General features: G+C 44.4%; 15 protein-coding genes and 3 tRNA genes. 8 read left to right on the top strand and 10 right to left on the bottom strand.

The window, feature by feature from the left end; translation table 11 throughout:
• Nucleotides 1-6 precede the first annotated feature (6 nt).
• Nucleotides 7-1,242 carry a DUF418 domain-containing protein gene (locus H9626_RS02600; protein ID WP_191709479.1) on the top strand — a complete coding sequence of 412 codons (1,236 nt, stop codon included), beginning with the start codon at nucleotides 7-9 and terminating at the stop codon, nucleotides 1,240-1,242.
• A gap of 48 nt (nucleotides 1,243-1,290) precedes the next feature.
• Here the strand turns inward: H9626_RS02600 and H9626_RS02595 are convergent, their stop codons facing one another.
• From H9626_RS02595 to gyrA, 4 genes are all read right to left on the bottom strand, one after another.
• Nucleotides 1,291-4,167, bottom strand: a complete 2,877-nt coding sequence (locus H9626_RS02595) for a PD-(D/E)XK nuclease family protein (RefSeq protein ID WP_191709478.1) — start codon at nucleotides 4,165-4,167, stop codon at nucleotides 1,291-1,293.
• Nucleotides 4,152-7,388 (bottom strand): UvrD-helicase domain-containing protein, encoded by a 3,237-nt coding sequence (locus H9626_RS02590; RefSeq protein WP_191709477.1) that lies wholly within the window; start codon nucleotides 7,386-7,388, stop codon nucleotides 4,152-4,154. The genes H9626_RS02595 and H9626_RS02590 overlap by 16 nt, the downstream gene beginning before the upstream one ends.
• Before the next feature lie 261 nt (nucleotides 7,389-7,649).
• Nucleotides 7,650-8,864, bottom strand: coding sequence for a tetratricopeptide repeat protein (locus H9626_RS02585; RefSeq protein ID WP_191709476.1), 1,215 nt, complete (start codon nucleotides 8,862-8,864; stop codon nucleotides 7,650-7,652).
• A 27-nt stretch (nucleotides 8,865-8,891) separates the two neighbouring features.
• A complete protein-coding gene (gene gyrA / locus H9626_RS02580) occupies nucleotides 8,892-11,429 on the bottom strand; it encodes a DNA gyrase subunit A (RefSeq protein WP_225230859.1) in 2,538 nt (845 codons plus the stop codon).
• A 343-nt stretch (nucleotides 11,430-11,772) separates the two neighbouring features.
• Between gyrA and H9626_RS02575 the strand changes: the two genes are divergently transcribed.
• The 6 genes from H9626_RS02575 (at nucleotide 11,773) to H9626_RS02550 (ending at nucleotide 19,351) form a co-directional block, all read left to right on the top strand.
• On the top strand, nucleotides 11,773-14,319 hold the full coding sequence (locus tag H9626_RS02575) for an ATP-dependent Clp protease ATP-binding subunit (protein WP_191709475.1): 2,547 nt from the start codon (nucleotides 11,773-11,775) through the stop codon (nucleotides 14,317-14,319).
• Between the two features lie 105 nt (nucleotides 14,320-14,424).
• Complete coding sequence (gene htpG, locus H9626_RS02570; RefSeq protein WP_191709474.1) at nucleotides 14,425-16,470, top strand: molecular chaperone HtpG; 2,046 nt, start codon at nucleotides 14,425-14,427, stop codon at nucleotides 16,468-16,470.
• A 209-nt stretch (nucleotides 16,471-16,679) separates the two neighbouring features.
• Nucleotides 16,680-18,992 (top strand): patatin-like phospholipase family protein, encoded by a 2,313-nt coding sequence (locus H9626_RS02565; RefSeq protein WP_191709473.1) that lies wholly within the window; start codon nucleotides 16,680-16,682, stop codon nucleotides 18,990-18,992.
• A gap of 80 nt (nucleotides 18,993-19,072) precedes the next feature.
• Nucleotides 19,073-19,146 (top strand) — tRNA-Arg (locus tag H9626_RS02560).
• A gap of 32 nt (nucleotides 19,147-19,178) precedes the next feature.
• Nucleotides 19,179-19,252 (top strand) — tRNA-Arg (locus tag H9626_RS02555).
• Nucleotides 19,253-19,277: 25 nt separating this feature from the next.
• A tRNA-Arg gene (locus H9626_RS02550) sits at nucleotides 19,278-19,351 on the top strand.
• Between the two features lie 63 nt (nucleotides 19,352-19,414).
• On the opposite strand, the gene H9626_RS02545 is transcribed toward H9626_RS02550, so the two are convergent.
• The 3 genes from H9626_RS02545 to ligA all read right to left on the bottom strand — a co-directional run bounded on the left by H9626_RS02545 (nucleotide 19,415) and on the right by ligA (nucleotide 23,378).
• On the bottom strand, nucleotides 19,415-20,182 hold the full coding sequence (locus H9626_RS02545) for a hypothetical protein (RefSeq protein WP_191709472.1): 768 nt from the start codon (nucleotides 20,180-20,182) through the stop codon (nucleotides 19,415-19,417).
• Nucleotides 20,183-20,388: 206 nt separating this feature from the next.
• A complete protein-coding gene (dapA, locus tag H9626_RS02540) occupies nucleotides 20,389-21,282 on the bottom strand; it encodes a 4-hydroxy-tetrahydrodipicolinate synthase (RefSeq protein WP_178256389.1) in 894 nt (297 codons plus the stop codon).
• 92 nt (nucleotides 21,283-21,374) lie between these two features.
• Nucleotides 21,375-23,378, bottom strand: a complete 2,004-nt coding sequence (gene ligA / locus H9626_RS02535) for an NAD-dependent DNA ligase LigA (RefSeq protein WP_191709471.1) — start codon at nucleotides 23,376-23,378, stop codon at nucleotides 21,375-21,377.
• Nucleotides 23,379-23,480: 102 nt separating this feature from the next.
• Here ligA and trmD point away from each other — a divergent pair, with 102 nt between their 5' ends.
• Entirely contained in the window at nucleotides 23,481-24,155 is a 675-nt protein-coding gene (trmD, locus tag H9626_RS02530; protein WP_191709470.1) for a tRNA (guanosine(37)-N1)-methyltransferase TrmD, read from the top strand.
• Between the two features lie 76 nt (nucleotides 24,156-24,231).
• On the opposite strand, the gene H9626_RS02525 is transcribed toward trmD, so the two are convergent.
• From H9626_RS02525 to H9626_RS02515, 3 genes are all read right to left on the bottom strand, one after another.
• On the bottom strand, nucleotides 24,232-25,143 hold the full coding sequence (locus tag H9626_RS02525) for a dihydroorotate dehydrogenase (RefSeq protein ID WP_191709469.1): 912 nt from the start codon (nucleotides 25,141-25,143) through the stop codon (nucleotides 24,232-24,234).
• Nucleotides 25,131-25,907 carry a dihydroorotate dehydrogenase electron transfer subunit gene (locus H9626_RS02520; RefSeq protein ID WP_191709468.1) on the bottom strand — a complete coding sequence of 259 codons (777 nt, stop codon included), beginning with the start codon at nucleotides 25,905-25,907 and terminating at the stop codon, nucleotides 25,131-25,133. Before H9626_RS02520 ends, H9626_RS02525 begins: the two co-directional genes overlap by 13 nt.
• Nucleotides 25,908-25,990: 83 nt before the next feature.
• Nucleotides 25,991-26,440 (bottom strand): helix-turn-helix domain-containing protein, encoded by a 450-nt coding sequence (locus H9626_RS02515; RefSeq protein ID WP_191709467.1) that lies wholly within the window; start codon nucleotides 26,438-26,440, stop codon nucleotides 25,991-25,993.
• Nucleotides 26,441-26,974 lie beyond the last annotated feature (534 nt).

The raw sequence follows: 26,974 nt of genomic DNA, 5'->3' as shown, positions 1-26,974 counted from the left end.
GGACTTATGAATACAGAAAACATTGCTCCTGTAAAATCGTCGGAACGCTATGTCATTCTTGATGCCTTACGGGGATTTGCGATACTGGGAATTTGCATGGCAAACTATCCGGAATTTTCACTTTATACATTCCAAAGCAGTGAAACGATAAAGGCCATGCCGACATCGGGCATAGACCATGTATTGCGCTATTTGCTTTACATCTTTGTCGACGGAAAATTTTATACTTTGTTTTCACTGCTGTTCGGCATTGGCTTTTCCATTATCATCGCTAATGCTGCACGGAAAGGGGCAAACGGTTTTCAGATATTTTATCGACGGATGGCCGTGCTGACAGTCATAGGCTTTCTGCATTTGATGTTTATTTGGAGCGGCGATATTTTAATGTTGTATGCCCTGTTGGGTATGTTGCTCCCGTTATTCCGCAACGTATCTGATAGGGGACTATTAAAGGTTTCCGCTTTTTTCCTTTTAATTCCTGTTGTTATAGATGCGCTGACAGCATTTTTCGGCATCAGACTTTCTGCTCCGGCAGTTCGTGCGCAGTGGCATTACTGTAATCTTTATGGTATAACAGAAGAAAATTTTGGCTATTGGTTGCGCGATGCGGGCAGTTATAAAGAGGTTTTTCAATTCCTTGTTCAAGGTGCATTAGTCCGTGTGCAGGAATTTGTGGACGGTAACCGCTATTTCAAGGTTTTCGGATTGTTCATTTTAGGTTTCTATATTGGACGTAACCGAATGTACACCGGACTGGAAACCCGTATTGGTTTGTTAAAAACGATAACCCGACTGGGTTTTCTGATTGGACTGCCATTGTCATTGCTTTATGCATGGAGCAGCATGAACGGACATCCGTGGGGAAACGCAATGCATACTTTGATTTATACGATCAGTGTTTATCCGTTGGGGCTGGCTTACTTGTGTGGCATCTGCCTGTTCTATCTCCGAAGAAAAGAAGCAAAGTTATGGAGCTGTCTGGCTGCACCGGGAAGGATGGCGCTGACAAACTATATCGGACAGTCGGTTATTGGTATGTTTTTATTTTATGGTATCGGTTTAGGCTGGGGAGCTAATGTGGGATTGATACAGACAGAAGTAATCGCATTCCTTGTTTACATTTTTCAAATTCTATTCAGTCGTTTATGGCTCTTCGGTTTTCGTTTCGGCTTGCTGGAATGGATTTGGCGAATGCTGACTTATGGCAAAAAGTTTGAAATCCGGAATAATGTTCGCGCTTGAGGTGATTATAGCACAAACATAATTCCGGATTTAGAGATATTAAAACGCTTATTTCTTGCAAAGCGTTTTAAAATCGCAGTAGGTACACTTTTCTTCTGTTTCGGTTTGCGTAAAAGCAATGTCGGGGTGGAAGATGGTCTCAAGCAGCGTACTCAACTGGCTGCGGAACTCTTCCTCGTATCGGCTGAAGTCTTCAACCGGTTCTTTGGGCTTTCGGGGCTCGCCCATCTGAATAACAGGAGAATAACTGTCCGATGCTGCCCGATGGATGTAGAGCAGGGAAGGGGCAACCTGACTGTTGTCTCCTTTCTCCCGAAGTTTCCGACAAACAATGGAAGCATAAAGGAAAGTTTGAAAAACGTAGTTCGAACGTTTCTTTCCCGGTATAAACAGTGATTCTATGTTGGCGGGAATATCGGCATCGCCTCCCGTTTTATAATCCACGATGCGCAGCGTATTGTCTTTGCTGTCCATGCGGTCTATGGTCCCTCCGATGCAGGATTTCAGCATCCCTTTAGGCGTACGGATTTCGATTTGCTCTCTCACAGGAACTTCGGAAGCCACGAATGTGAACGGAGCATAGCGCAGGTCGTTTTGCAAGAGTTGGCGGATGTAACGCACGATAACCTCGAAGTTGATGAGCTGTATGCCGTTATAAAGCGCACGTTCATCTTCCGGTATGTTGAAGAATAACCTCTTAAAACCACTATCGACATAGTTGCGCAGACGCACATCGTCTTTCAGTAAGGCTTCGATAGCCTCCCGGCTTATAGTCTTGCTGCCGTGTGAGGTCAAATCCTTGTAAATGTGCTCAGCAGCATCGTGGAAGATACTTCCGAATTTAGCAGAATCTATTTCTGCACTCACTTCGTCGGGTGTGGAGAGGGAAGCTACATATTGATAATAGAATTTCAGCGGACAATCCATGTAACAATTCAGAGCCGAGGGAGAAAGATAGGTTTTGGGATTCACGCGGATATCGAATCGGCTCTGCATCCGTTTCATTATTTCCGGTGTTTTCTCGACAATGATAGGCGCAGAGCCTTGCGGGGATTGTTCTGCTTCCAGTTGTTTCTTTACTATCGGATATTCCCATTCAATGAGGAACTGAAGCATGAAACGCGACATCTCTCCCCGGTTGATTCCGTCTGTAGCCGTATTATAAAGCAGGGTAACCCGTTCTGCACGCTGTAATAACCGATAGAAATAGTAGGCATAAACGGCAATCTTATGGTCGATGGTGGTCATGCCGAAAGCCTTGCGGAGGTTATATGGTATGAAAGAAGAGTCGCCGCCTGTTTTCGGAAGCTGACCTTCGTTGACCGACAGCATGACCAGATGGCGGAAATCGAGGTTACGTGTTTCCAAAACGCCCATTACCTGTAAACCGATGGCAGGTTCGCCGTGAAAAGGAATGCTTGCCGCAGACATGACGCGCGTAAGCAAACGCTTGAAAGTATCTTGCCGTACATTCAGTTCTCCGCTTTCTGTAAGCGTCCGGAAGCGGTTGACTAATGTGTAGGTCTTGAAAAGCGATTCGCGATACAACTGATTAAACGCATCATCGGCAGATGCGCTCTGTTTGCGGTAGATAACAGCTACCTGTTTGATGACTTCGGAAAGCAAACCGCATAGTTCAAGGTTACTTTGGCAAGGCTTGAATATCTTTCCCAGCACCTCATCTTGTTGCAGCTCCGAAGGGAGAGGGTAGAAACGGTTTCCTTCGGTAAGTGTCTTTTCCAACGTTTCGGCGATGGCGGACAGTTGTCGCGTGTAAGGATGTTTCAATACGCTGATTACTTCATTAAACTGAAAACGCCCGTTGTTCGGGTTATAGCCTGTGGTGTGAAGTTCGGTCAGCGCATTGACAAAACTGTATGCCGGAGTTTGTGAGAGCGGAAAACCCATCGTGATGTTTATATGGCGTATGTTCTCTGGCAGCGAATGTAACACGGGTTGCAGCATCGCTTCGTTGCAGAGTACCACAGCTGTTTCTTTTTCTTCCGCAGTAAGATTCTCCCGAATCCATTGGGGAAGGTAACGGATTTGCCCGTTCTCGGTAGGCGATTCGATGAATGTCACTTCCTTCGGTCTGTTCAGATTATGGAATGCCGATAAAGGAAGTTCCGAAGGGAAATCTTTCAGATTCCGGCGTATGAATTCTCCCGCTTCGTGTGGATTCTTCTCCAGATAAAACAGGTCATAATCCCAATAGAAAAGAGCTTTCCCTGCATCGTTTAAGCGGGAAAACAGCTTGTGTTCCACTTTATTCAGTACGTTGAAACCCACAAAAACATATTTGTCATACGGGAGGTCGGCTACGTCCATCGTGTCAATAACCTTGCGGTAGAGCATTCCCTCGTAAGCGATGCCCTGACTCTCCAACAATGTTTTGTATTGTGTATAAATATCTCCCAGTACATTCCATAACGAAGTAAACCGTTGCTTCAGCTCGGTCATACGGTCGGGAGAAAAATTGTGGAAGAACTGGCTCAGCGCTTCTTTCTGTCCTTCCTCTAAGAAATCATAGTTATCCGTAAGTTCATTTAAATCTTTCAGATTACTGAAAAGCGCATCGGTGTCCGCCAAGTTCTTATCGGCATCATCGAAATCGCTGATAAGCATTTCTCCCCAAAAGTAAAACTCGTCCAGCGATTCTTTACTTCCTGTTATCTGTATGAATATCTTATAAAGGTCGCATACCAATTTTATCGGATCGCCTGTTTGCAGCGATGAAGAGCGGCGGAATAATTCGCTGATGCTGATATAGGCAGGCGACCATAATGGGCGCTGAGACTCCTGTGCCAGATACTCGTTGAAGAATAATCCTGCGCGCTTGTTGGGAAATACGATGGCTACTTTGGTGAAATCGCCATTCAGTTTCTCATATAAATCGTGTGCTACTTGTTTTAAGAATGTTTCCATGATACTTCCTCCAGTTCGTTAGCAAATACATACCATAAATACCCACGGATGTGCTTATAACCCATGTGAGCAAGCAAGTTCATGTACTGGCGTACTTGTTCGTTATATGTCTCTTTTTTATTTCCAAATTTAAAATCAACCACAACTGCCTCGCCGTTTTTCATCATCACGCGGTCGGGACGGCGGGTTTGCATGGTTCCATCCTCGTCGAGATAGATGATGGAACATTCGTTATACAGCGTCCATTCTCCACTATACCAGTCTTTTACTTTCGGATGATTCATCGCCCATGTAGCCAGCTTACGGATTTGCATTTCTTGTTCTTCCGTTTCCAACACTCCTTCAAAGCGCAGTCGCTCAAAGGCTTGAGGCATGTCACTCTCTTTTTCGATGGAAGCAAACACATAGTGAAGCAGTTGTCCCTGACGGATGTATTGCTCCTGATTATCTTCTTCTCCACGAATAAAGTCGGCCGAGCGGTTCGATTGTTTAAACTCTATCTTCGTTTCGAGACTTTCTATCTGCAACGGGAGGGGAGAGGGATGCATAAGCAGGCGGTTGCTCGATTCAGATTGTTCGGTCTTTTCAGATAAACAAAGTTCACCGTATTCAAATACCTCTTCGCCTGTATCACCTTCCTCATTTCCGTCAGACGTCCTTTCCATTTTCAGCGTATTCATTTGAGTGATAGATTCATAGAGTAGAGAAGATACAGTCCCGCGCTGGTTGGCACGGCTCCATATAATCAGATTCTTACAAGCACGGGTGAATGCCACGTAAAGCAGGTTGAGGTTATCTATCCACAACTGGAGACGTTCTTCCTGATAGCTGTTACAGTACACCGAATCCGCCATAGTCGATGAATAGTTTACCGGAACGATATCCAGTTCGTTGAACGGCGGAATGTCTGTTTCTTTTCCCGTTCCTGCCACCGAGCACCAAATAAGATGATTGTTGGTTTCGTTTTCCATCTTCCAGTCGCAGAACGGAAGCAACACGGTATGGTATTCCAATCCTTTCGACTTATGGATGGAAAGAATACGGATGCCGTCTATTTCGCCCGACGGAATGGTCTTTTCGTGTAGTTTTTCGTCCCAAAAAGCAATGAAAGCCGTCAGCTCCGATGAATTGTTCTGCATATACTCTGTTACGGCATCGAAGAAAGCGCAGAGGTAAGCATCTTGCTTTTCTATTTTTTCCATGTCGAACATAACAAATAGCTTTTCAAGCAGTTCGTAGAGCGGCATTAAGCGCAGTTCTTCTGTTTGCAGCATGAATCCGGCAGGAAGGTAATCCGATATATCGTTCAGTAGGATGGTGTTCAGACTGATATCTTTACGCAGCACTTCCTGTTGGAAAGCCGAAGCAAGCCGGGCTTGGGCAATGCGGTCATCGGGTGAGGTAAGAAAGCGCAAACCGTCTATCATCATGCAGACGGCAAGCGAGGCATCAAGCCGGAATGCTTCGTCGGACACGATGCGGTAAGGCGTGTTTTTATCGAAATAATCGGCAATGGCAGGAATGGTTTTATTCTTGCGTACAAGGATGGCAATGTCTTCCGTATGAACTCCTTGCGCAACGAGTTGCGATACCTCCTCGGCAAGCTGCCGCAGAGTAGCGTCAGCATAAGATTCTTCTTGCGTATCTCCGAGAAAAGATACCTTGATGTAACCCCGTTCCGTCTGCTTGGGTGTTTTCTGACAAACGTCACTATACGCCTGTGTCAGTTGTTCGCACGGTTCTTCCAATTCCTCTTCATAGCGTGCGGAAAGCACACGGCACGCAGCGGTAAACAGCTCATTATTAAAGCCGATGATGTTAGCTTCGCTGCGCCAGTTGGTTTCAAGTGTCTGTTCGTTGATGCGGAAACTATGGTCGTGTCCCAATCCGGCGAGTATTTTCCAGTCACCGTTCCGCCAGCGGTAAATGCTTTGTTTGATATCGCCTACGATAAGGCTACCTTCTTTTTGTGAAAGACTTTCTTCAAGTAGCAGGCGGAAATTTTCCCACTGCATACGCGAGGTGTCCTGAAACTCGTCTATCATTACGATATCGATGGTTGTACCAATCTTTTCATAGATAAAAGAAGCGTCTCCTTCGCGTATCAGATTGTGAAGCAGGGCGTTGGTATCCGACAACAAAAAGCGGTTATGAAGTTGGTTTTGCAGACGGACTTCATCATCAATGTGGGTAAGCAGACGTAGATTATTGAGGTAACGAAGTGACAAATCGCATGAATTGACCAACAGGTTATTTACCGGACGGAATTTTTCGGCTGCGTTTAGCAGGGGAATCAGCTCGGTAGCGGCAAGGGTACGAATCAGCTCTCGTTTGGCTGAAGTTTTTGTAGTCCAGTCATCTTCACTCTGTAAGCATTTCTCTACCGTAGCATTGCGCACCTCTCTACTTAAATTACCGTTGGCTATCTTGTTGAAATAGCTTCCTATCCCTCGCGAGCCTCCTTTCAGTTCTTCAGGCTTTAATCCGTTGGCTTCCAATACTTCAGTGAACTGCTGGTTAAATCCTTTCATTTCTTCCAATGCCTCTTCGCGTATATCCTGAAGTTTTTTTCGGTATGTAGGGATAAAAGAAGAATCGTTTAATTTTTTTCTTAAGCCGCTTCCTTTCTCAATGTAACTTTCATCGAATATATTCCTTCCGAAACTCTTGATTTCGCCCGATACGTTCCATCGACGGTCATCGGCAATGCGCTCGTCGATATACTCTAACAGCCACAAAAGAACCGGTGAGGTAGGGGTTAGTTTTTCGATTAATACGTCCACCGCATCGCTTAATATCTCGCTGTTATTCAGTTCGATAGTCAGATTTGCTCCTAATTCCAACTCGCGCGCCAGATTTCTCATGACCGACTGGAAAAACGAGTCAATGGTTTCGATGCGGAATCGGCTGTAATCATGAATGATGTTATGCAGCGCCTCGCTTGCCGCCCGTCTGACTTCCGCTTCGTTTTTCTGCGTGGTCTTTAAAATTTCTTTCAGATAGCGGTTCGAGTCTTTATCTCCGGAAGCAATACCGTAAAGTTGGCTTAGTATGCGTTCTTTCATTTCGGCAGTTGCCTTGTTGGTAAAAGTAACAGCCAGTATTTTCCGATATGCCCGTGGGTCTTCGATGAGTAATTTGATGTATTGAACGGCGAGGGTAAATGTTTTCCCCGAACCGGCTGATGCTTTATATACTAAAAGTTGAGGATGTTTTTCCATATAAATGTTACTTTAGATGTCGAGTAAAGTTTATCGCATTTGCGGTTTTATTTTGTCGACAGTATTCGTACACCGTTCATTTAATTCTGTATGCCTATATTTTATAGTTAATTGTTTGATTTGCCCGGATGGGTGGGAGTATTCAATTTATCCCGTTATAAATTAAACATAATACTGATTATGTATTATTAATAAAGAAAGGCCGAGATAGACATTCTATTCCGGCCTTCTTTGTTAGTTTTTTGTTTTCTTATTAGAAAATCAATTTAATTCTTTTTCTAATGCTTCGTATTCAGCCTTGTTGAGTTTCCAGTAAATTCTCAAAAGGAATTGTCCCCAAAGTTGTTTGTTATCCGGAGCCAATTCTCTGGCTTTTTCATAGAACGGTTGTGCTTTGCTATAAAAGTCTTTTACTTTAGCTTCTCCTTCCGCATATTTGGGATCATCCATTGAAGTTTTCAAGTTTTCTTCTTCGATTGATTGTCCTTGGAAGAAATAGCAATCACCTATTTTTGAATAAGATTCAGCTACGAAATCACCGTTTTTAGCAATCACTTCATTGAATGTAGCAATAGCTCCATCATAGTCTTTCTTTTCGTACTGGAGCACACCTTTTACATACATGAAATAAGGAGAAGGATTGTTCGCTATAATTTCATTGATTTGGGCCAAACCTTCATCTACTTTACCTTTCTGGATATAATAGTCCATCAAGTTACCGATGAAATATTCCTGTGACGGGAATTTTTCTACACCTTCTTTGATAGTTGCCAGCCACTGAACAGAGTCCGGAGTTTCACTTTTTCCGTATGTTTCAGCCATGAACATCAAAGAACGATAACCTTCTTCTTTGTGGTTTTTACCGATATTACCATACTTTATAACAGCGGCATTATCTTTTACAAAGCTGGCTGCCATAGCTGCATAATTGGCAAACAACGGAACCAGTGTATCGTTTTTAAGTTCGTCATCTCCTTCAAAAATCGGTTCTTGAGGTGCATCAACATACAAGCCGAAGTATTTCAACGCATTTTCGTAGTTATTGGTGTTAAATGCTTCGATACCGGCATTTGTCAGCTGCGGACGCACGGCAATCAAGGCTTTAGCCAATTTTTTTCTCAGTTTCGGTTTCTTCAGCTCGCCGCTTTTCACTTTAGCTTGTTCTACTTCATCACATTTCATGTAATATTCGAACATCTTTGCCAAACTATTATACAATCTTGTAGTATCTGCCTGACCACCCGGTATATATAGTTTCATGTTTTCTTCGTCGTAGATAGATTTCTGAAAATCTCCAGCTAATTTCCAAGTTTCAGGGTCGTTAGCTGTTGACGGGTCAACCAATGCGGGTTCAATGATTTTAGCAGCCTCTTCCGGATTACCTTTGGCTGATTTAGCTTCTTTTACCACGCTTTCTTGGGCAGAAACGGCGCACGCTGTAAAGAATAAAGCTACAGTAAATAAAACTTTTCTCATAACTATAAAAATTTAGTGATACAAAATTTATTCTATTGGTTTCTCGCTTTCTTCGCTTGTGTTTTCGGTCGACGCAGTGTCTTGTTCATCTGCTTGCAAATCAATATTCTCTTCTTCGGCTTCGGAAGTAACCTTGCAAACAGAACCGATCTGGTCGTTACGTTTTTCGAGGTCAATCAGCCGCACGCCTTGCGTTGCACGTCCCATGATACGTACGTCTGCCACTTTCAAACGAATCGTAATACCCGATTTATTGATTATCATCAGGTCATTTTCGTCCGTTACCGATTTGATGGCAACTAATTTTCCTGTCTTGTCCGTGATATTCAGAGTTTTAACACCCTTACCTCCACGGTTTGTCTTACGGTAATCTTCAATGTCCGAACGTTTTCCGTATCCGTTTTCCGACACAACCATGATTGTTTCTTTCTGCGGATCTTTGATGCAAATCATTCCGATTACTTCGTCTTGTCCGTCATCATCCAGCGTAATGCCTCGAACTCCGGTAGCGGTACGTCCCATTTCGCGCACGGCGGTTTCGTGGAAACGTATCGCACGTCCGTTCCGGTTGGCTATTACGATTTCGTTGTTTCCGTTCGTCATACGTACCTCGATTACACGGTCGTCTTCACGGATGGTAATGGCGTTGACACCGTTCTGGCGCGGGCGTGAATACTGTTCGAGCAATGTCTTTTTGATGACACCGTTTTTAGTACAGAACAACACGTAGTGGCTGTTTATAAACTCAGTATCGTTCAGGTTCTTCACACGCAGGTAAGCCGTCACCGTGTCATCCGAGTCAATGTTCAGCAGGTTCTGGATGGCACGTCCCTTCGATGTTTTGTTACCTTCGGGGATTTCATACACTTTCAGCCAATAGCATTTTCCTTTTTGGGTGAAGAACATCATCGTATTGTGCATTGTTGCCGGATAGATGTGTTCGATAAAATCCTCGTCGCGTGTTTCGCTGCCCTTCGAGCCTACTCCACCGCGGTTCTGGGTATGGAATTCTGCCAGCGGTGTACGTTTGATGTATCCCATGTGGGAGATGGTGATAACCATCGAATCGTCGGCATAGAAGTCTTCCGGATTAAATTCCTCTGAAGCATATACGATTTCCGAACGACGTTTGTCGCCGTACTTCTCTTTTACTTCTACCAATTCGTCTTTTATGACTTTCTTACACAGTTCGTCATTGCTTAAAATTTCTTCGTAGTAAGCAATTTGCTTCATCAGCTCGTCGTACTCGGCGTGAAGCTGGTCTTGCATCAGTCCCGTTAATTGGCGCAGACGCATTTCCACGATGGCGCGTGCCTGTATTTCCGTAAGCTGGAAACGTTCCATCAGGTTGGTTATAGCCTCGTTAGGAGTCTTGGCAGCGCGGATGATGCGGATTACCTCGTCGATGTTGTCCGATGCGATAATCAGACCTTCCAAGATGTGGGCGCGCTCTTTCGCCTTACGCAAGTCATAGCGTGTGCGGCGGATAACCACTTCGTGGCGATGTTCAACGAACAGGTGAATCAAGTCTTTCAGATTCAGCAGTTTCGGACGTCCGTGAACCAGTGCGATGTTATTCACGCCGAACGAAGTTTGCAGCGCCGTCATCTTAAACAGCTTGTTCAGCACCACGCTGGCGTTCGCATCGCGTTTTACATCGATAACGATTCGCATACCTTCGCGGTCCGATTCATCGTTTACGTAAGAAATACCGTCGATTTTCTTTTCGTTTACTAAAGCCGCAATGTTTTCAATCAGTTCCTTTTTGTTTACGTTATACGGAATTTCGTTGACGATGATTTTGTCGTGCGTAGGATGTGTCTCAATCTCCGTTTTCGCACGCATGATAACTCGTCCGCGTCCCGTTTCGTATGCATCGCGCACGCCGCTGATACCATATATATATCCTCCCGTCGGGAAATCCGGCGCTTTGATATACTGCATCAGTCCTGCTACGTCGATGTCATTATTGTCTATATAAGCAATACAAGCATCGATTACTTCGGCAAGGTTATGTGTAGGCATGTTTGTAGCCATACCTACGGCGATACCGGACGCTCCGTTGACCAGCAGGTTCGGGATGCGTGTAGGCATGACAGTAGGTTCCTGAAGCGTATCGTCGAAGTTATTTTGAAAGTCAACGGTCTCTTTATACAGGTCTTGCATCATGTCTTCGCCGATTTTTTTCAGCCGGGCTTCGGTATAACGCATTGCCGCAGGGCTGTCGCCGTCTATTGAGCCGAAGTTACCCTGTCCGTCTATCAACGGATAGCGCATTGCCCAGTCTTGTGCCAGACGCACCAGTGCCCCGTACACAGAAGAATCTCCGTGGGGGTGATATTTACCTAATACCTCACCTACTATTCTCGCTGACTTTTTATACGGCTTGTCCGACGTGTTGCCCAGTTCCATCATACCATATAATATGCGGCGGTGAACGGGCTTGAAGCCGTCTCTTACATCCGGGAGGGCGCGTGCAACGATTACTGACATTGAATAGTCGATGTACGACGACTTCATTTCCTCTTCGATGTTGATTTTTATAATTCTATCTTGTTCTTGCATTTAGTAAAATATTAATTTAATAATCTCTGCGGCTTATAGAAAAACCATGCTAAAGTACGACTTTTACCTGATATACGAAACTTTTTGCGCAAAAAAGTGTCGGTTTACTCGCTTAAAAGCGCAAACCCATCCGAGTTTAAACGCTACGGCTAACGTCAGCTGACACTATGGGAAGCGTCGGGTATCGCTATGGGTAGTGTCGGATGTTTCTACCGCATGAATTTTATCATTTTGTGGCACACATTTTGTAAGTAAAAAAACAAGATATATAAAAGTTATTATTATAATATGTATCTTTGCAGAGAAATGCAAAAACCAAAGCTGGAAGGAGGATTTACATTATATGAATAACCAATTTACAAAAAGAGTGACTGACATTATCGCATACAGCAAAGAGGAAGCCAACCGGTTGCGAAACACGTATATCGGTCCGGAACATTTGCTGTTGGGGATTCTTCGCGAAGGGGAAGGAAAAGCTGTAGGTTTGTTGCAAAGTTTGTATATCGATTTGCAGGAAATAAAGAGCGGCTTGGAAGTGATGCTGCGTGAAGAATCTGTTACAGAAGGCTATTCTGAAGACATAACGTTTAACGAAAACGCATCGAGAATATTGAAAATGAGTTTATTGGAAGCACGGCTGTTAAAGGCAAACATGGCTGACAGCGAACACATGTTGCTGGCTATCATGCGCGAAGGCAAGAACAGAGCGGCAGAAATACTGGAAACGAAAAACGTGAGCTATCAAAAGTTGATAGACAAACTGGTTCCGAGAACCGAACCGCAAAGCGGAGTTCCGTTCGAAGAAGACGAAGACGATGAGGAGGATAACGGAATACGCCGTCGGGACAACATGGGAAACGAGGGCGGATTTTATTCGCAGGGTGCAAAGCAGTCGTCTGCCCAGACCTCGCAAAAGAAACCGAATAACGACACTCCTGCGCTCGATTCTTTCGGCACTGACATGACGCGGGCTGCCGAGGAAGGAAAGTTAGACCCGGTGGTAGGCCGTGAGAAGGAAATAGAGCGTTTGGCGCAAATTTTGAGCCGGCGTAAAAAGAACAATCCGATTCTTATCGGCGAACCGGGTGTGGGTAAATCTGCTATCGTTGAAGGTCTTGCGCGGCGCATTGTTGAGAAGAAAGTGTCGCGTATACTGTTCGACAAGCGGGTGATTGCGCTGGATATGACTTCGGTTGTGGCGGGTACAAAATATCGCGGACAATTTGAAGAACGCATCCGCGCCATACTTAACGAGCTGAAAAAGAACCCGAATATTATTTTGTTTATCGACGAGATTCATACCATTATAGGTGCAGGTTCGGCTGCCGGCTCGATGGATGCGGCGAATATGCTGAAGCCTGCGTTGGCGCGCGGAGAAATACAGTGTATCGGTGCCACTACCCTCGACGAGTACAGGCAGAGCATTGAAAAAGACGGTGCTTTGGAACGGCGTTTCCAGAAGGTGTTGGTAGAACCGACCACGATGGACGAAACGTTGCAGATATTGAAGAACATCAAAGAGAAATACGAAGAACACCACAATGTCAATTATACGGATGCGGCTTTAGAGGCATGTGTCAAATTGACAGAGCGGTATGTTACTGACCGTAATTTCCCCGACAAAGCGATAGATGCGTTGGACGAAGCGGGTTCGCGCGTGCATCTGACAAACATTTCCGCTCCGAAAGAAATCGAAGAGCAGGAGAAGCTGATTGACGAGATGCGGGCGAATAAAAACGAAGCTGTCCGGTTACAGAATTTTGAGCTTGCAGCCAGCTTCCGCGACCGTGAAAAGCAGTATATGGAGCAGCTGGAGGTGATGAAAAACGAATGGGAAGCAAAGCTGAAAGAAAACCGTGAAACGGTGGATGCGGAACAGATAGCGGATGTGGTTTCCATGATATCCGGTGTTCCTGTTCGGCGTATGGCGGAAGCAGACAGCATCAAACTGAAAGGAATGCGCAGCGAACTGCTTGCCAAAGTTATCGGTCAGGATAAGGCGGTAGACACGCTGGTAAGAGCCATCCAGCGCAGCCGTGTAGGGCTGAAAGACCCCAACAAGCCGATTGGAACATTCTTGTTCTTAGGGCCGACCGGTGTAGGTAAAACGCATTTGGCAAAAGAACTTGCAGTGCAGATGTTCGGTTCGGCAGATGCCATCATCCGGATAGACATGAGCGAGTATATGGAGAAGTTTACCGTTTCACGTTTGGTGGGTGCGCCTCCGGGCTATGTAGGTTATGAAGAAGGTGGACAGCTGACTGAGAAAGTCCGTCGCAAACCCTACTCTATCGTGTTGTTAGACGAGATAGAGAAAGCCCATCCCGATGTGTTCAACCTGTTGCTTCAGGTGATGGACGAAGGACGACTGACAGACAGCTACGGACGGACGGTAGACTTTAAGAATACGGTGATTATCATGACTTCGAATATCGGTACGCGCCAGTTGAAAGAGTTCGGAAAAGGCATCGGCTTTACGGCTCAGATGCGTACCGACGACAAGGAGCATTCGCGCAGCGTGATAACCAAAGCGTTGAACAAATCGTTTGCGCCTGAGTTTATCAACCGTCTGGACGAAATCATAACGTTCGACCAGTTGGATGTGGAAGCCTTGACCCGTATTACCGAACTTGAGCTGAAGGGATTGTATCAACGGATTGAGAATGTGGGTTATAAACTGGTTATCGATGACGATGCCAAACGTTATGTGGCTTCGAAAGGATACGATGTTCAGTTTGGCGCACGTCCGTTGAAGCGTTCTATCCAGAATAATCTGGAAGACGGTTTGGCCGAGTTGATCATCAATGAGGCTCCTGTGGCGGGCGATACGTTACACGTGGTGTTGGATAAAGACAACGATAAACTGCGGATGATTGTTGAAAAGCCATAAAACAATCCGCCTGAAATCAGACAAAATGTCAGACACGCTTGTGTCTGGCATTTTTTTTGTCTACTTGTAAAGCGGTATTTGAATAACATTAATAATATATAGATTATGCAGAAAGGTAATATCGGGGTTACAACAGAGAACATTTTCCCCATCATCAAGAAATTCTTGTATAGCGATCATGAAATTTTTCTCCGCGAATTGGTATCCAATGCGGTCGATGCCACTCAGAAGTTAAAAACACTTGCTTCGAAAGGCGAGTTTAAAGGAGAACTGGGCGACTTGACCATTCAGGTGAAAGTAGATAAAGACACGATTACCATTTCCGACCGTGGTTTGGGACTTACGGCTGAGGAAATCGATAAATACATTAATCAGATTGCTTTCTCGGGAGCCAACGATTTCCTTGAAAAATATAAAGACGATGCAAATGCCATCATCGGTCATTTCGGATTGGGATTCTATTCTGCCTTCATGGTGGCAAAGAAAGTCGAAATCGTTACCAAATCGTACCGTGACGATGCAAAATCAGTGAAATGGACATGCGACGGCAGTCCGGAGTTTACGCTGGAGGATGCCGACAGAGCCGACCGTGGTACCGACGTGATACTGTATGTTGACGATGACTGCCGTGAGTTTTTGGAAGAATCACGCATACAGGGGTTGCTTAGCAAATACTGCCGGTTCTTGCCTGTTCCGGTAGCTTTCGGCAAAAAGAAAGAATGGAAAGACGGCAAGCAGGTAGAAACGGACGAATATAACGTGATAAACGACAGCACACCTATTTGGACGAAAAAGCCGAGCGAACTGAAAGACGAGGATTACAAGAAGTTCTACCGCGATTTGTATCCGATGTCTGACGAACCGCTGTTCTGGATTCACTTGAATGTGGATTATCCGTTTAACCTGACCGGTGTACTTTATTTCCCGAAAATAAAGAGCAACATTGATTTACAGAAGAACAAGATACAACTGTATTGCAATCAGGTGTATGTAACCGACTCGGTAGAGGGTATCGTGCCCGACTTCCTGACGTTGCTGCACGGCGTTATCGACTCTCCGGATATTCCGCTGAACGTATCACGCTCTTATTTGCAGAGCGACTCGAATGTAAAGAAAATCTCTACCTACATTACCAAAAAGGTGGCAGACCGCTTGCAGTCTATCTTTAAAAACGACCGTAAAGAGTTTGAAACCAAGTGGGATGATTTGAAGATATTCATTAATTACGGAATGCTTACACAGGAAGACTTCTACGAAAAAGCAAACAAGTTTGCTCTCTTCAAAGACACCGACAGTAAGTATTATACTTTCGAAGAATATCAGACGCTGATTAAAGATAACCAGACGGATAAGGATGGCAACTTGATTTATCTGTATGCCAACAATACAGATGAACAATATACCTACATCGATGCGGCTAAAAACAAGGGCTATAACGTGTTGCTGATGGACGGACAGTTGGATGTTCCGATGATTAACATGCTGGAACAGAAATTTGAAAAGAGCCGTTTTACACGTGTAGACAGCGACGTTATTGACCGCTTGATTGTAAAAGAAGAACAGAAAGGCGAAGAACTTCCGTCAGACAAGCGTCAGGTTCTGGCAACCGTATTCAGAGGACAACTTCCGAATGTGCAGAAGGTTGAATTCAACGTCGATACACAGGCTATGGGCGAAACAGCGGCTCCCATCGTGATTACGCAGGCAGAATATATGCGCCGAATGAAAGAAATGGCAAACATTCAGCCGGGTATGAGTTTCTACGGCGAAATGCCGGATATGTATAGCTTGGTTTTGAACAGCGACCACAAGCTGATTAAACAAGTATTGGCAGACGCTGAATCGGCATGTGCAGAAAAGTTGGTTCCGATTGAATCAGAGATTGCCATGCTCACACTTCGCATGAACGAACTTCATAAAGCGCAAGAAGGCAAGAAGTCTGACGAAATCCCGACGGCGGGAAAAGACGAATTGGCAGACGTGGAAAAGAAATTGGATGACCAGAAGAAGCAGAAAGACGGTGTTATCAATGAATATGCCGCCGGCAATAAGGTGGTTCACCAACTGATTGACCTTGCTTTATTGCAAAACAATATGTTGAAGGGTGAAGCGTTGACTAATTTTGTAAAACGCAGCATCGAGATGATCTGATAATTAATAGTGTCTTTCATTTCAAGATATTGGTTAGGGGCTGTCAGTATTGGCAGCCTCTTTTTTTGCGTGTGTTTTTCCATAGTCCATGCGTATGTTTTTCTGTCCTTTATTTCCCTTTTCCGGAAAGGTAATCCTTAAAAAATCTTTTTTTTTACAGAGTATCAGTTTTTGCTTGTATCTTTGATATTGACTTAACCGAATATTTTATGAAAAGATTAGGCTTCGTGTTGCTGGTTTGTGTTGCGGCTTGGTTTGCGGTACTTCCCCTTTCTGCCCAAAAAGTAGGATTAGTGCTTAGTGGAGGCGGTGCCAAAGGATTAACCCACATTGGTATTATCCGTGCGTTGGAAGAAAATAATATACCTATCGACTACGTGGCGGGAACATCAATGGGAGCTATCGTCGGGTCGCTATATGCGATGGGATATTCGCCCGACGATATGGAGCGTATCATCAAATCGGACGATTTCAAGCGTTGGTATACCGGAGACATTGAGGAAAAATACGTGTATTATTTTAAAAAGAATCCGCCTACACCGGAGTTTATAAATATCCGCGTATCGCTGAAAAATCCGCTTCACAAGATGAAAACACAGATTTTACCATCGAGCGTGGTTAATCCGCTTCAGATGAATCTTGCTTTCGTTGAACTGTTTGGTCAGGCCACGGCCTCTTGTCGAAACGATTTTAATAAACTTTTCATCCCTTTCCGTTGTGTGGCTTCTGATGTGTATAATAAGCGTCCCATCATATTCAGCCGAGGAGACTTGGGCGATGCAGTACGAGCCTCAATGAGTTTCCCTGCCATGTTTAAACCTATTGAAATAGATTCTGTCTTGGCATACGACGGAGGCATCTATAATAACTTTCCGGTTAATGTGATGGTAGAAGATTTTCATCCCGATATCATCATCGGCAGCGTGGTCAGTTCCAATCCCGGAAAGCCCAAAGAAGGCGATCTTATCGGGCAGTTGGAAAGTATGATTATGCAGAAAACCGATTATACGCTGCCCGACTCTTTGGGTATCTTGATGACTTTTAAGTATGATGATGTGAATTTGATGGATTTCGACCGTTTTGATGAACTTCATGACATCGGTTACGAGCGTGCCATTCAACTGATGGATACCATTAAATCACGTATTTCGCGGAGGGTGAACTATCGGCAACTAACCAGACGGAGAATAGCTTATCGAAACGCTTTGCCGGCTTTTCGCTTCCGCAAAATAACCATTGATGGAGTGAATTATCAACAGCAACGATATATCCGCAAAGAATTTCATACGGAAAAAGATGGAAGTTTTGATTTGGAAGAACTTCGACGGGGGTATTTTAGATTGATTTCCGATAATATGATTTCAGAAATCCTTCCCCACGTTACTTATAATCCGATAGACAGCGTATTTAATTTGCGCCTGAAAGTAACGATGGAAGACGATCTGTCTCTGCGTGTGGGAGGAAACGTTGGTTCGAACGGTTCAAATCAGGTTTATGTGGGGGCGACTTATCACAACCTGAATAACTTTGCGAAAGAATTTTCGTTTGACGGACAGTTGGGGCAGATTTATAATAATGTCCAGCTTTCCGGACGTATTGATCTGCCTACACGTTTACCTACTTCTTATCGTCTGGTAGCTTCGCTTTCTACGTTCGATTATCAGAAGCAGGGCAAATTTTTAACGAAAGGAAATAGCCCTGTTTTCAATAAGCAGAAGGAAGAGTTTGTAAAACTTTATGTGTCCATTCCATTCCTCAGTCGTCAGAAAGCCGAATTTGGCATTGGGTTAGGCAATTTGGAAGACCAGTATTTTCAGACGAACATTATTGATTTTTCTACGGCGAAGAGAGATCGGAGTCAATACACGATTTTTGGAGGGTCGGTTGCACTGGACGGCAATACGTTGAACAGCCGCCAGTTTGCTACGTCGGGACGCAGAGAAAGATTGGCTGCACATATTTATACCGGGCGTGAACATTTTTATCCCGGCATCGGAGAAGACTCTTACGAGGGTGGGTATAAATACATACAGTCGTGGCTGCAATTATCTTACGAATTGGAGCGATATTACAATTTACGTCACAATTTCACGTTAGGGGCTTATCTGCACGCCTATTATTCATCGCGTAACTTCAGCCATAATTATCGGGCAAGCATGATGCAGGCAGGAACTTTTGCACCTACTGCTCACAGTAAGATTACATATAATGAGGCTTTCCGTGCAAACCAATTTGTAGGAGCAGGTATTTGCCCCATTTATCAGTTCAACTCTGTTTTTCATGCTCGGGCGGGAATTTACGGTTTTGTTCCGATATTTCCAATCAAGCAAGACGCTAACCGGAAAGCTTATTACGGCGAATTATTCCACGGTGTAGAATATTTGGGAGAATTGGCTTTGGTTGTTAAACTTCCGTTTGGTGCGATAAGCGCTTACGTAAATCATTATAGCTCACCGTCTAAGAACTGGAATTTCGGTCTTACACTGGGCTGGCAAGTATTCGGAACGAGATTTATGGAATAAATTATTGCAAAAAAGTTGCTCAAACATTTGGTAGTTTCATGAAAAAGCCATACCTTTGCACCCGTTAAGAAAAGACACAAGGCCGCGTAGCTCAACTGAATAGAGTAGCTGACTACGGATCAGCCGGTTACAGGTTTGAATCCTGTCGCGGTCACTGTTCTTTGAAATTCTTAAACAAGAAGTTTTGGCCACGTAGCTCAACTGAATAGAGTAGCTGACTACGGATCAGCCGGTTACAGGTTTGAATCCTGTCGTGGTCACACTTCGTCATAGTTAATAATTGATGGCCGCGTAGCTCAACTGAATAGAGTAGCTGACTACGGATCAGCCGGTTACAGGTTTGAATCCTGTCGCGGTCACAGAAGTTCCTACTTTCTGAAAAGAATGTAGGAACTTTTTTTATGTCTTATTGCTTTGTATAATCACTTTCCTATCGTAACCCAAAATATTTTCTTCAGACTGGTTATGCCGGGATACTGTTTTTGGAAATCGGAAGTAACATCAAGCTCCCATGCACCGAATTGAATTTCTGAATTACAGTCTGTTGAATCAATGTTTTCTGCAAGTAAGTTCCCACGATAAACAAAGTTTAAAGACGCTCTTAACCCATCGTCGACAAACAAGTTATAATCACTCCATACGAATGGAACATTCTCTATCAGGTGATTTGAACTTTTACCATCGGTTGCTGTAAGCTGTCCGGCATCGGCTTGGTCAAATTCAAATAAGATATGGGCATTATTCCATTCTTCGGTGGCGGTAAGTTCTTCTTTTATCAGTTCTTTCTCTTCTTCCGAAACTCCTTCTATTTCATAATCGATTTTTAGAACGATAGCTTCGCGCAGATCCGGTTCCACCACAATCCGTACCAATGCTGCGTTATGCGCATCGTCTTGCACTGTTAGTTCTGCTGTTCCGACACTTTGTGCATAAACCCGTATATATTCGTTATTAACGACCTCGGCAGTGGCAACCACTTCATTATTTGAAAAAACGCCGTAAGTACCCACTCCTCCATACATGGCTATTTCTCCCCCGTGGTTGATGCGGTAAGAAATGATTCCGTCTTTTATCGGGAAATTCATGGCAATCTCTGACGACTGTTGAAAGAGTTCGATGGAGCTTTCATCTTTACATGAAAAGAAGAACAAAGAGAAAGCTAATAGCAGAGAATAAAGATATGTTTTCATCGTATGCCTAATTATCAAGATAAGTATATTTGCAAATAAACTAAAAAGATGGGGGAAAAACAATTTATCTGTCTATTATTAGGCTTTGGTTTGTATACTTTTAACATAAGGTCGCTTCATTGGCAACTTTCTGGTTTCCAGATACAAAAAATCCTCCTTGCAAATTCATGAATCTGTAAGGAGGATTTCTTGTGTAGAGGTTGTAATCAACATTTTATTTTTAGTTGCTCCAAGATGCGGCGCATTTCTTCATAGGTGGTAATACGAGTTGGCACAAGAGGAAGGCGAAGGCGGTTCTCAATCATGCCCATCATGCTCAGCATTGCTTTCACGCCTGCCGGATTACCGTCGACAAACAATAGCTTAAACAGTTCGGTAAATTTGTGATGGATGCTTAATGCGCTTGTATAATCACCAGCCAAAGCCAAGCGTGTCATGCGGCTGAACTCTTTCGGGAAAGCGTTGCCGATAACTGAAATAACTCCTACCGCTCCCAGCGTAATAAGCGGGAAGGTAATGCCGTCGTCTCCGGAGATGACATCGAAGTTTTTAGGTTTGTTCTTGATGATATCATCCATCTGCGTAATATTTCCCGATGCCTCTTTTATGGCAACGATGTTTTCAAAGTCGCGTGCAAGTCGGAGCGTAGTTTCAGCAGTCATGTTTACTCCCGTGCGTCCCGGTACGTTATAAAGAACCACCGGAAGTTTGGTAGCATTTGCGATGGCTTTATAGTGTTGGTAAATGCCTTCTTGCGAGGGTTTGTTGTAATAAGGAACTGCAACCAATACAGCGTCTACACCGCTGAAATCATCGTTTTTCAAAGTATCGACAACCGTTTGGGTACAGTTGCTGCTTACGCCCAACAAGATAGGAATACGCCCGTTTACCCGTTCTACAACAGTTTGTTTTATTTTCTTTTTTTCTTCGGCAGTCAATGTCGGAGTTTCTGCGGTAGTTCCTAATACACAAAGAAAATCAGTTCCGTTTTGCACCTGAAATTCAACCAACCTCACCAGCGCATCATAGTCTACGCTTCCATCTTCTTTGAAAGGAGTAATCAGAGCCACTCCCATTCCTCTAAGTCTTCTCTGTATCATAGATAAGTTCGTATACACGTTATTTTGATTACAAAAGTAGAAATATTTTCTGTTAAAAGTTTATTTTTAATAGCTTTTTAGTCTTTTCTTTATTATTCTTCTGCTATCATTGACAGAAACTCGTTTTCATCGACGATGGGGATGCCCAATTTCTGTGCTTTTTCTAATTTGCTTGGGCCCATATTGTCTCCGGCAAGAATGAAACTTGTTTTCTTTGAAATGCTTCCTACATTTTTTCCTCCGTGTTTCTCGATGAGGTCTTTGTATTCATCGCGCGAATGTAAAGCAAACACACCGCTGATGACGATTGATTTACCTTGAAGTCTGTCGGTGTGTCCGGATAAATCTTCTTCATCGGCCTCCAACTTTAATCCGGCTTGGCGCAAACGTTCGACAAGCATCCGGTTTTGTTCGTTCGAGAAGTACAGCAGGATGCTTTGGGCTATTTTCTCACCAATCTCGTCAACGTGAATCAGTTCGTCCAGTGTTGCTGTTGCCAATGCATCGATGGAACGGAAGGCTTTAGCTACTTTTTTGGCGACTGTTTCGCCCACAAATCGGATTCCCAATGCAAAAAGAACCCGCTCGTAAGGGACTTGTTTCGAGGCTTCGATGCCTTGAATGATATTTTCGGCAGACTTTTCTCCCATGCGTTCCAGCTTACAGATGTCTTCTGCTTTCAACGTGTACAGGTCGGCAACGTTATGAATCATCCCTTCCTGATAAAACTGGTCTACTGTCTCCGGTCCGAGTCCTTCAATATTCATTGCCCTGCGGCTGATGAAATGCTCGATTTTACCTTTGATTTGAGGCGGACAGGCCGTTTCGTTCGTACAATAATGGGCAGCCTCGTCTTCATAACGGATTAATTTGCTTCCACATTCCGGACAGTGGGTGATGAAAGTAACCTTTTCGCTGTTTTGCGGACGCGATGCAACGTCTACACCTGTAATTTTCGGGATGATTTCTCCTCCTTTTTCTACATATACCATGTCGCCGATGTGCAAATCCAGCGAGGCGATAATGTCGGCATTATGCAGTGAAGCCCGTTTGACGATAGTTCCCGAAAGCTGCACAGGTTCCAAGTTGGCTACCGGAGTCACCGCTCCTGTTCTGCCTACCTGATAAGTTACTTTCAGCAGTTTGGTCAGCGCCTGTTCTGCTTGGAATTTATAAGCGATGGCCCAGCGAGGCGATTTGGCCGTATAACCTAAATTGCGTTGCTGGCGCAGGGAATTTACTTTGAGTACGATTCCGTCGGTAGCCACCGGCAGATTTTTCCGCTCTACATCCCAATGGTTGATAAATTCAAAGATTTCATCCAGTGTACGTACCTTGCGGGTGATGTGAGATATTTTGAATCCCCATTTTTCAGCCTCTTGCAGGTTTTCGTAATGTCCGTCATGAGGCAAGTTGTCTCCCAGCAAGTAATAAAGGTAGGCATCCAGTTTTCTGCTGGCTACGACGGCCGAGTTCTGAGACTTCAACGTCCCCGAAGCAGCGTTACGCGGATTGGCGAAAAGCGGTTCTTCACGCAATTCCCGCTCGCGGTTCAAGTCCTCGAATACCGTCCACGGCATCAGAATTTCGCCTCTTATTTCAAAATTTTTCGGATAACCTTCTCCGTGAAGTACCAGCGGAATACTTCGGATGGTTTTTACATTGTCTGTCACATCGTCGCCCTTTACGCCGTCGCCACGTGTTACGGCGCGCACCAGTTTTCCGTCTTCATACGTCAGCGAGATAGATGTTCCGTCGAACTTCATTTCGCAGCAGATTTCAAAATCCTCGTTGAGCGATTTACGTACACGCTCATAAAAGTCTGCCACTTCGCTTTCCGAGTAAGTGTTCCCCAGCGAAAGCATCGGATATTTATGTTCTACTTGCGTGAAGTTCTTGTTAAGGTCACTGCCCACGCGCATGGTCGGCGAGTTGGCATCGAAACATTCCGGATGTTTTGCTTCCAAATCTTGCAGCTCACGCATCAGTCTATCGAATTCTTGGTCGCTGATAACCGGGGCATTGAGTACGTAGTAATTATAATTATGCGCATGGAGTTCGTTGCGCAACTGATCGATTCTTTCTATTTCTGTCATGGTTAGTCTATGAGATGTTTCTTGCAAAAATAGCAAAAATGTCTTTTCAAGAGATGCCGGACGGCGGAATATTCGTATTTTTGCTGAAAAATAACAAGAGATATGAGAATAGACATTATAACGGTTTTGCCCGAAATGATAGAGGGCTTTTTCAATTACTCTATCATGAGCCGGGCGCAGAAAAAAGGCATTGCTGAGTTTCATATACATAACCTGCGCGACTATGCTTACGACCGCTACCGCAAGGTCGATGACTATCCGTTTGGCGGATGTGCGGGAATGGTGATGAAGATAGAGCCGATAGACCGCTGTATTTCTGCTTTAAAGGCAGAGCGCGATTACGATGAGGTGATTTTCACCACACCCGATGGCGAGCAGTTCGATCAGAAGATGGCGAATACGCTTTCGTTGAGTCAGAATCTGATTATCCTGTGCGGACACTTCAAGGGAATAGATTATCGCATACGCGAACATTTCATAACAAAGGAAATCAGTATCGGCGATTATGTACTTACGGGGGGCGAACTGGCTGCGGCGGTGATAGCCGATGCCGTCGTGCGGATTATTCCGGGAGTCATCTCGGACGAACAGTCGGCGCTGTCGGATTCTTTTCAAGACAATTTGCTTGCTCCGCCGGTTTATACGCGCCCGGCTGAATACAAAGGATGGAGAGTGCCCGATATTCTTTTATCAGGACATGAAGCAAAGATTCATGAATGGGAATTTCAGCAGTCGTTGGAACGTACGCAACGCTTGCGTCCCGACTTGTTGAAATGATAAATAATATTTACGTTATTCCGGTTCAGAACAGGCGGAAAGCCCGCCCGGTCTGAACCGGATTTTTTTTATGTCTTTATACTTCCAGTGCTCCAATGATGTCGCGAACGGAAGCATACCCGTGACGGTTCAGGTAATCATCAATGCCGGCAGCTACTTTCACGGTAACGGCAGGGTCGATAAAGTTTGCGGTTCCTATCTGGATAGCCGTGGCTCCCGCCAGCAAAAACTCTACGGCATCTTTCCAGTTCATGATACCTCCCAGTCCGATAACCGGAATCTTCACGGCATTAGCTACCTGCCATACCATGCGCAACGCGATGGGCTTAACTGCTGCCCCGCTCATACCTCCGGTGGTGGTAGACAATACAGGCTTACGTTTTTCAGCGTCGATAGCCATCCCCAGCAGCGTGTTGATAAGCGAAACGCTGTCTGCCCCGGCACCTTCTACTGCACGTGCTATCTCCGTAATGTCGGTTACGTTCGGCGAGAGCTTTACAATCAGTGTCTTTTTATATGCCTTGCGCACCGCGCTTACCACCTCGGCAGCTCCGCGGGCAGTCACGCCGAAAGCCATACCTCCCTGCTTTACGTTCGGGCAAGAGATATTCAGCTCGATGGCAGGGATATTCTCAAGTTCGTTGATGATGCTTGCCGTTTCTGCATAATCCTCCACTTGCGAGCCCGATACGTTTACAATCATGTTGGTGCGTATATCCTTTATCGTAGGATAGATGTGTTCTACAAAATAATGCACTCCTTTATTCTGAAGTCCTACGGCGTTCAGCATCCCCATCGGAGTTTCCGCCATACGCGGATAAGGATTCCCTTCACGGTGATGAAGCGTAGTACCTTTCACGATGATGCCCCCGATTTTCTCCAAGTCAACAAAGTCCTGAAACTCCAGTCCATAACCGAATGTACCCGATGCCGTCATCACCGGATTCGCCATATTCAGCTTGCCAATGTTTACACTTAAATCTGCCATAATAATTTCTTTATATTAAATACCGGACCTTCTTTACATACACACACGTGTCCTTCTTTTGTGTTCTCTACACAGCAAAGACAAGCGCCCACGCCGCACGCCATGGTATTCTCCAGCGACACTTCGCATTCGATGTTGTGTTCGCTTGCATATTTGGCTACCGCCATCATCATGGGTTTGGGACCGCAGGTGTAAATTTTGTCAAATTTATTTCCCCTCAGAATACTGTGCATAGTCACGTATCCTTTCTCGCCTGCGCTGCCGTCTTCCGTTGTGGTGTACACATCGCCGAAGGCTTCAAACTGTTCCAGTTGCAGCAAGTCATTCTTTGAGCGCGCCCCCAAAAGGAAGGCTGGTTTGCATCCCATTTTCAGCAAGGCTTCACCCAAGTAGAGCATGGGTGCCGTACCTACGCCGCCACCTATCAGCAATACCTTTTCGTCGGGAGTTTGCGGCATCGAAAATCCGTTCCCCAGCGGGAGCACTACGTTTACGTTATCGCCTTTTTTTACAGTAGCCAGTTGGCGTGTTCCGTCGCCTACCAGTTGGATTAAGAACCACACTTCGTTTGTAGTCCTATCTACATAATTGATGGATATGGGACGACGCAAGAATGTAGTGTTCGAACCATCTACTCGGATTTCGGCGAACTGTCCCGGAAGCATATCGGGCAGAGGCTCGGATTGAGTTAGTTTGATGAGGACATAGTTGGTGTGCAACCGTATGTTCTCTGTAACCGTTAAATCTAAAATGTATTTCTTCATACAAAAATCAGGTAAATCGTTTCGTAGGGCAAAGATACGAATTTACATAATACAACCCGACAAAGCGGCAGGGCGATTATCAGCTATTTTTCCGGTTTAAAGGTTTCATACGTTCCGTTATCGAAGAAAATTCTTATTTCTGTTATTTTGGGATGAGGCTTTTCTATATACTTAATTTCTTCTCTTACAGTTTCTTTAGGCATGTAAAACGGCGGTTGTGGCGGGTTTTCCTTGCGAAAATCGTTATCGCCCGACGGTCTGTCCGTAAATTCGCGATTCTCGGCAGCCTGAGAAAACTGGTCAATGCCGGTAACAGCCTGTTTCCGGCTTTCCATTTGTCCCTCTCCGTAGAGAAGCCAATCGAGATTGACATACGGACATGCCTTATGAATCCGCATTACCACATCCAGACTTGGGTTATTGCGCCCGCTGAAGATGTGAGAGAGCGAAGAGGTGGAAACACCGATTTTCTCGGCAAATTCGGCATTCGTCAGTCCCTCTTTCTGCATTATTTGTTGAATACGGTCTTTCATTTACAGATGTAATATTAAAAATTTCACATTACAAAGGTATAAATAGGGATTGACAAAAGCAAATTTAATTTTAGAAAAGTAAAGTTTTACAAATGTATTACAAAGGTTGTGATTTCTATCCAAATAGCTGTATTACAGATGTAAATCCCTTATTTTTACTTGAATAATCGCTTTAATATCAATCCTTATATTAATGGTAATAACGTGATTAATAAATAAATATAGGTGTAAAACGCTTGCTTTACATACGTAAACCGATGATTTGCATAAATTATTGGAGTTTTTATTTATATGTTCTTGTTATTTTTCTGATTTTCAATACTTAAAAGGTTCATATTAAGCCATTAATATCTATACGTTTACAATAGTATTTGTTTACATTCCGATTGGAAACAAATATGGATTCTAATAGCCTGACTCCCCTATCCTATTACAAATGTACACAAATTACGGCTGATTACATTTGTGATATTACATAAATAAACCTGCTTCCCGTTACATTTGTAATATGATTCGCTTTAAAATGCCCCGTGC

Source organism: Phocaeicola faecium, from assembly GCF_014837055.1.
GTDB lineage: Bacteria > Bacteroidota > Bacteroidia > Bacteroidales > Bacteroidaceae > Phocaeicola > Phocaeicola gallinarum.
Note: the sequence above shows the minus strand (reverse complement) of the source record. Positions and strands in the feature narration are given on the sequence as shown.

Coding starts and splice junctions, on each gene's coding strand:
- H9626_RS02515 (WP_191709467.1), bottom strand. CDS start 26,440: ATGAAAGACCGTATTCAACAAATAATGCAGAAAGAGGGACTGACGAAT.
- dapA (WP_178256389.1), bottom strand. CDS start 21,282: ATGATACAGAGAAGACTTAGAGGAATGGGAGTGGCTCTGATTACTCCT.
- trmD (WP_191709470.1), top strand. CDS start 23,481: ATGAGAATAGACATTATAACGGTTTTGCCCGAAATGATAGAGGGCTTT.
- H9626_RS02595 (WP_191709478.1), bottom strand. CDS start 4,167: ATGGAAACATTCTTAAAACAAGTAGCACACGATTTATATGAGAAACTG.
- H9626_RS02585 (WP_191709476.1), bottom strand. CDS start 8,864: ATGAGAAAAGTTTTATTTACTGTAGCTTTATTCTTTACAGCGTGCGCC.
- htpG (WP_191709474.1), top strand. CDS start 14,425: ATGCAGAAAGGTAATATCGGGGTTACAACAGAGAACATTTTCCCCATC.
- H9626_RS02590 (WP_191709477.1), bottom strand. CDS start 7,388: ATGGAAAAACATCCTCAACTTTTAGTATATAAAGCATCAGCCGGTTCG.
- H9626_RS02575 (WP_191709475.1), top strand. CDS start 11,773: ATGAATAACCAATTTACAAAAAGAGTGACTGACATTATCGCATACAGC.
- H9626_RS02600 (WP_191709479.1), top strand. CDS start 7: ATGAATACAGAAAACATTGCTCCTGTAAAATCGTCGGAACGCTATGTC.
- H9626_RS02525 (WP_191709469.1), bottom strand. CDS start 25,143: ATGGCAGATTTAAGTGTAAACATTGGCAAGCTGAATATGGCGAATCCG.
- H9626_RS02545 (WP_191709472.1), bottom strand. CDS start 20,182: ATGAAAACATATCTTTATTCTCTGCTATTAGCTTTCTCTTTGTTCTTC.
- H9626_RS02520 (WP_191709468.1), bottom strand. CDS start 25,907: ATGAAGAAATACATTTTAGATTTAACGGTTACAGAGAACATACGGTTG.
- ligA (WP_191709471.1), bottom strand. CDS start 23,378: ATGACAGAAATAGAAAGAATCGATCAGTTGCGCAACGAACTCCATGCG.
- gyrA (WP_225230859.1), bottom strand. CDS start 11,429: ATGCAAGAACAAGATAGAATTATAAAAATCAACATCGAAGAGGAAATG.
- H9626_RS02565 (WP_191709473.1), top strand. CDS start 16,680: ATGAAAAGATTAGGCTTCGTGTTGCTGGTTTGTGTTGCGGCTTGGTTT.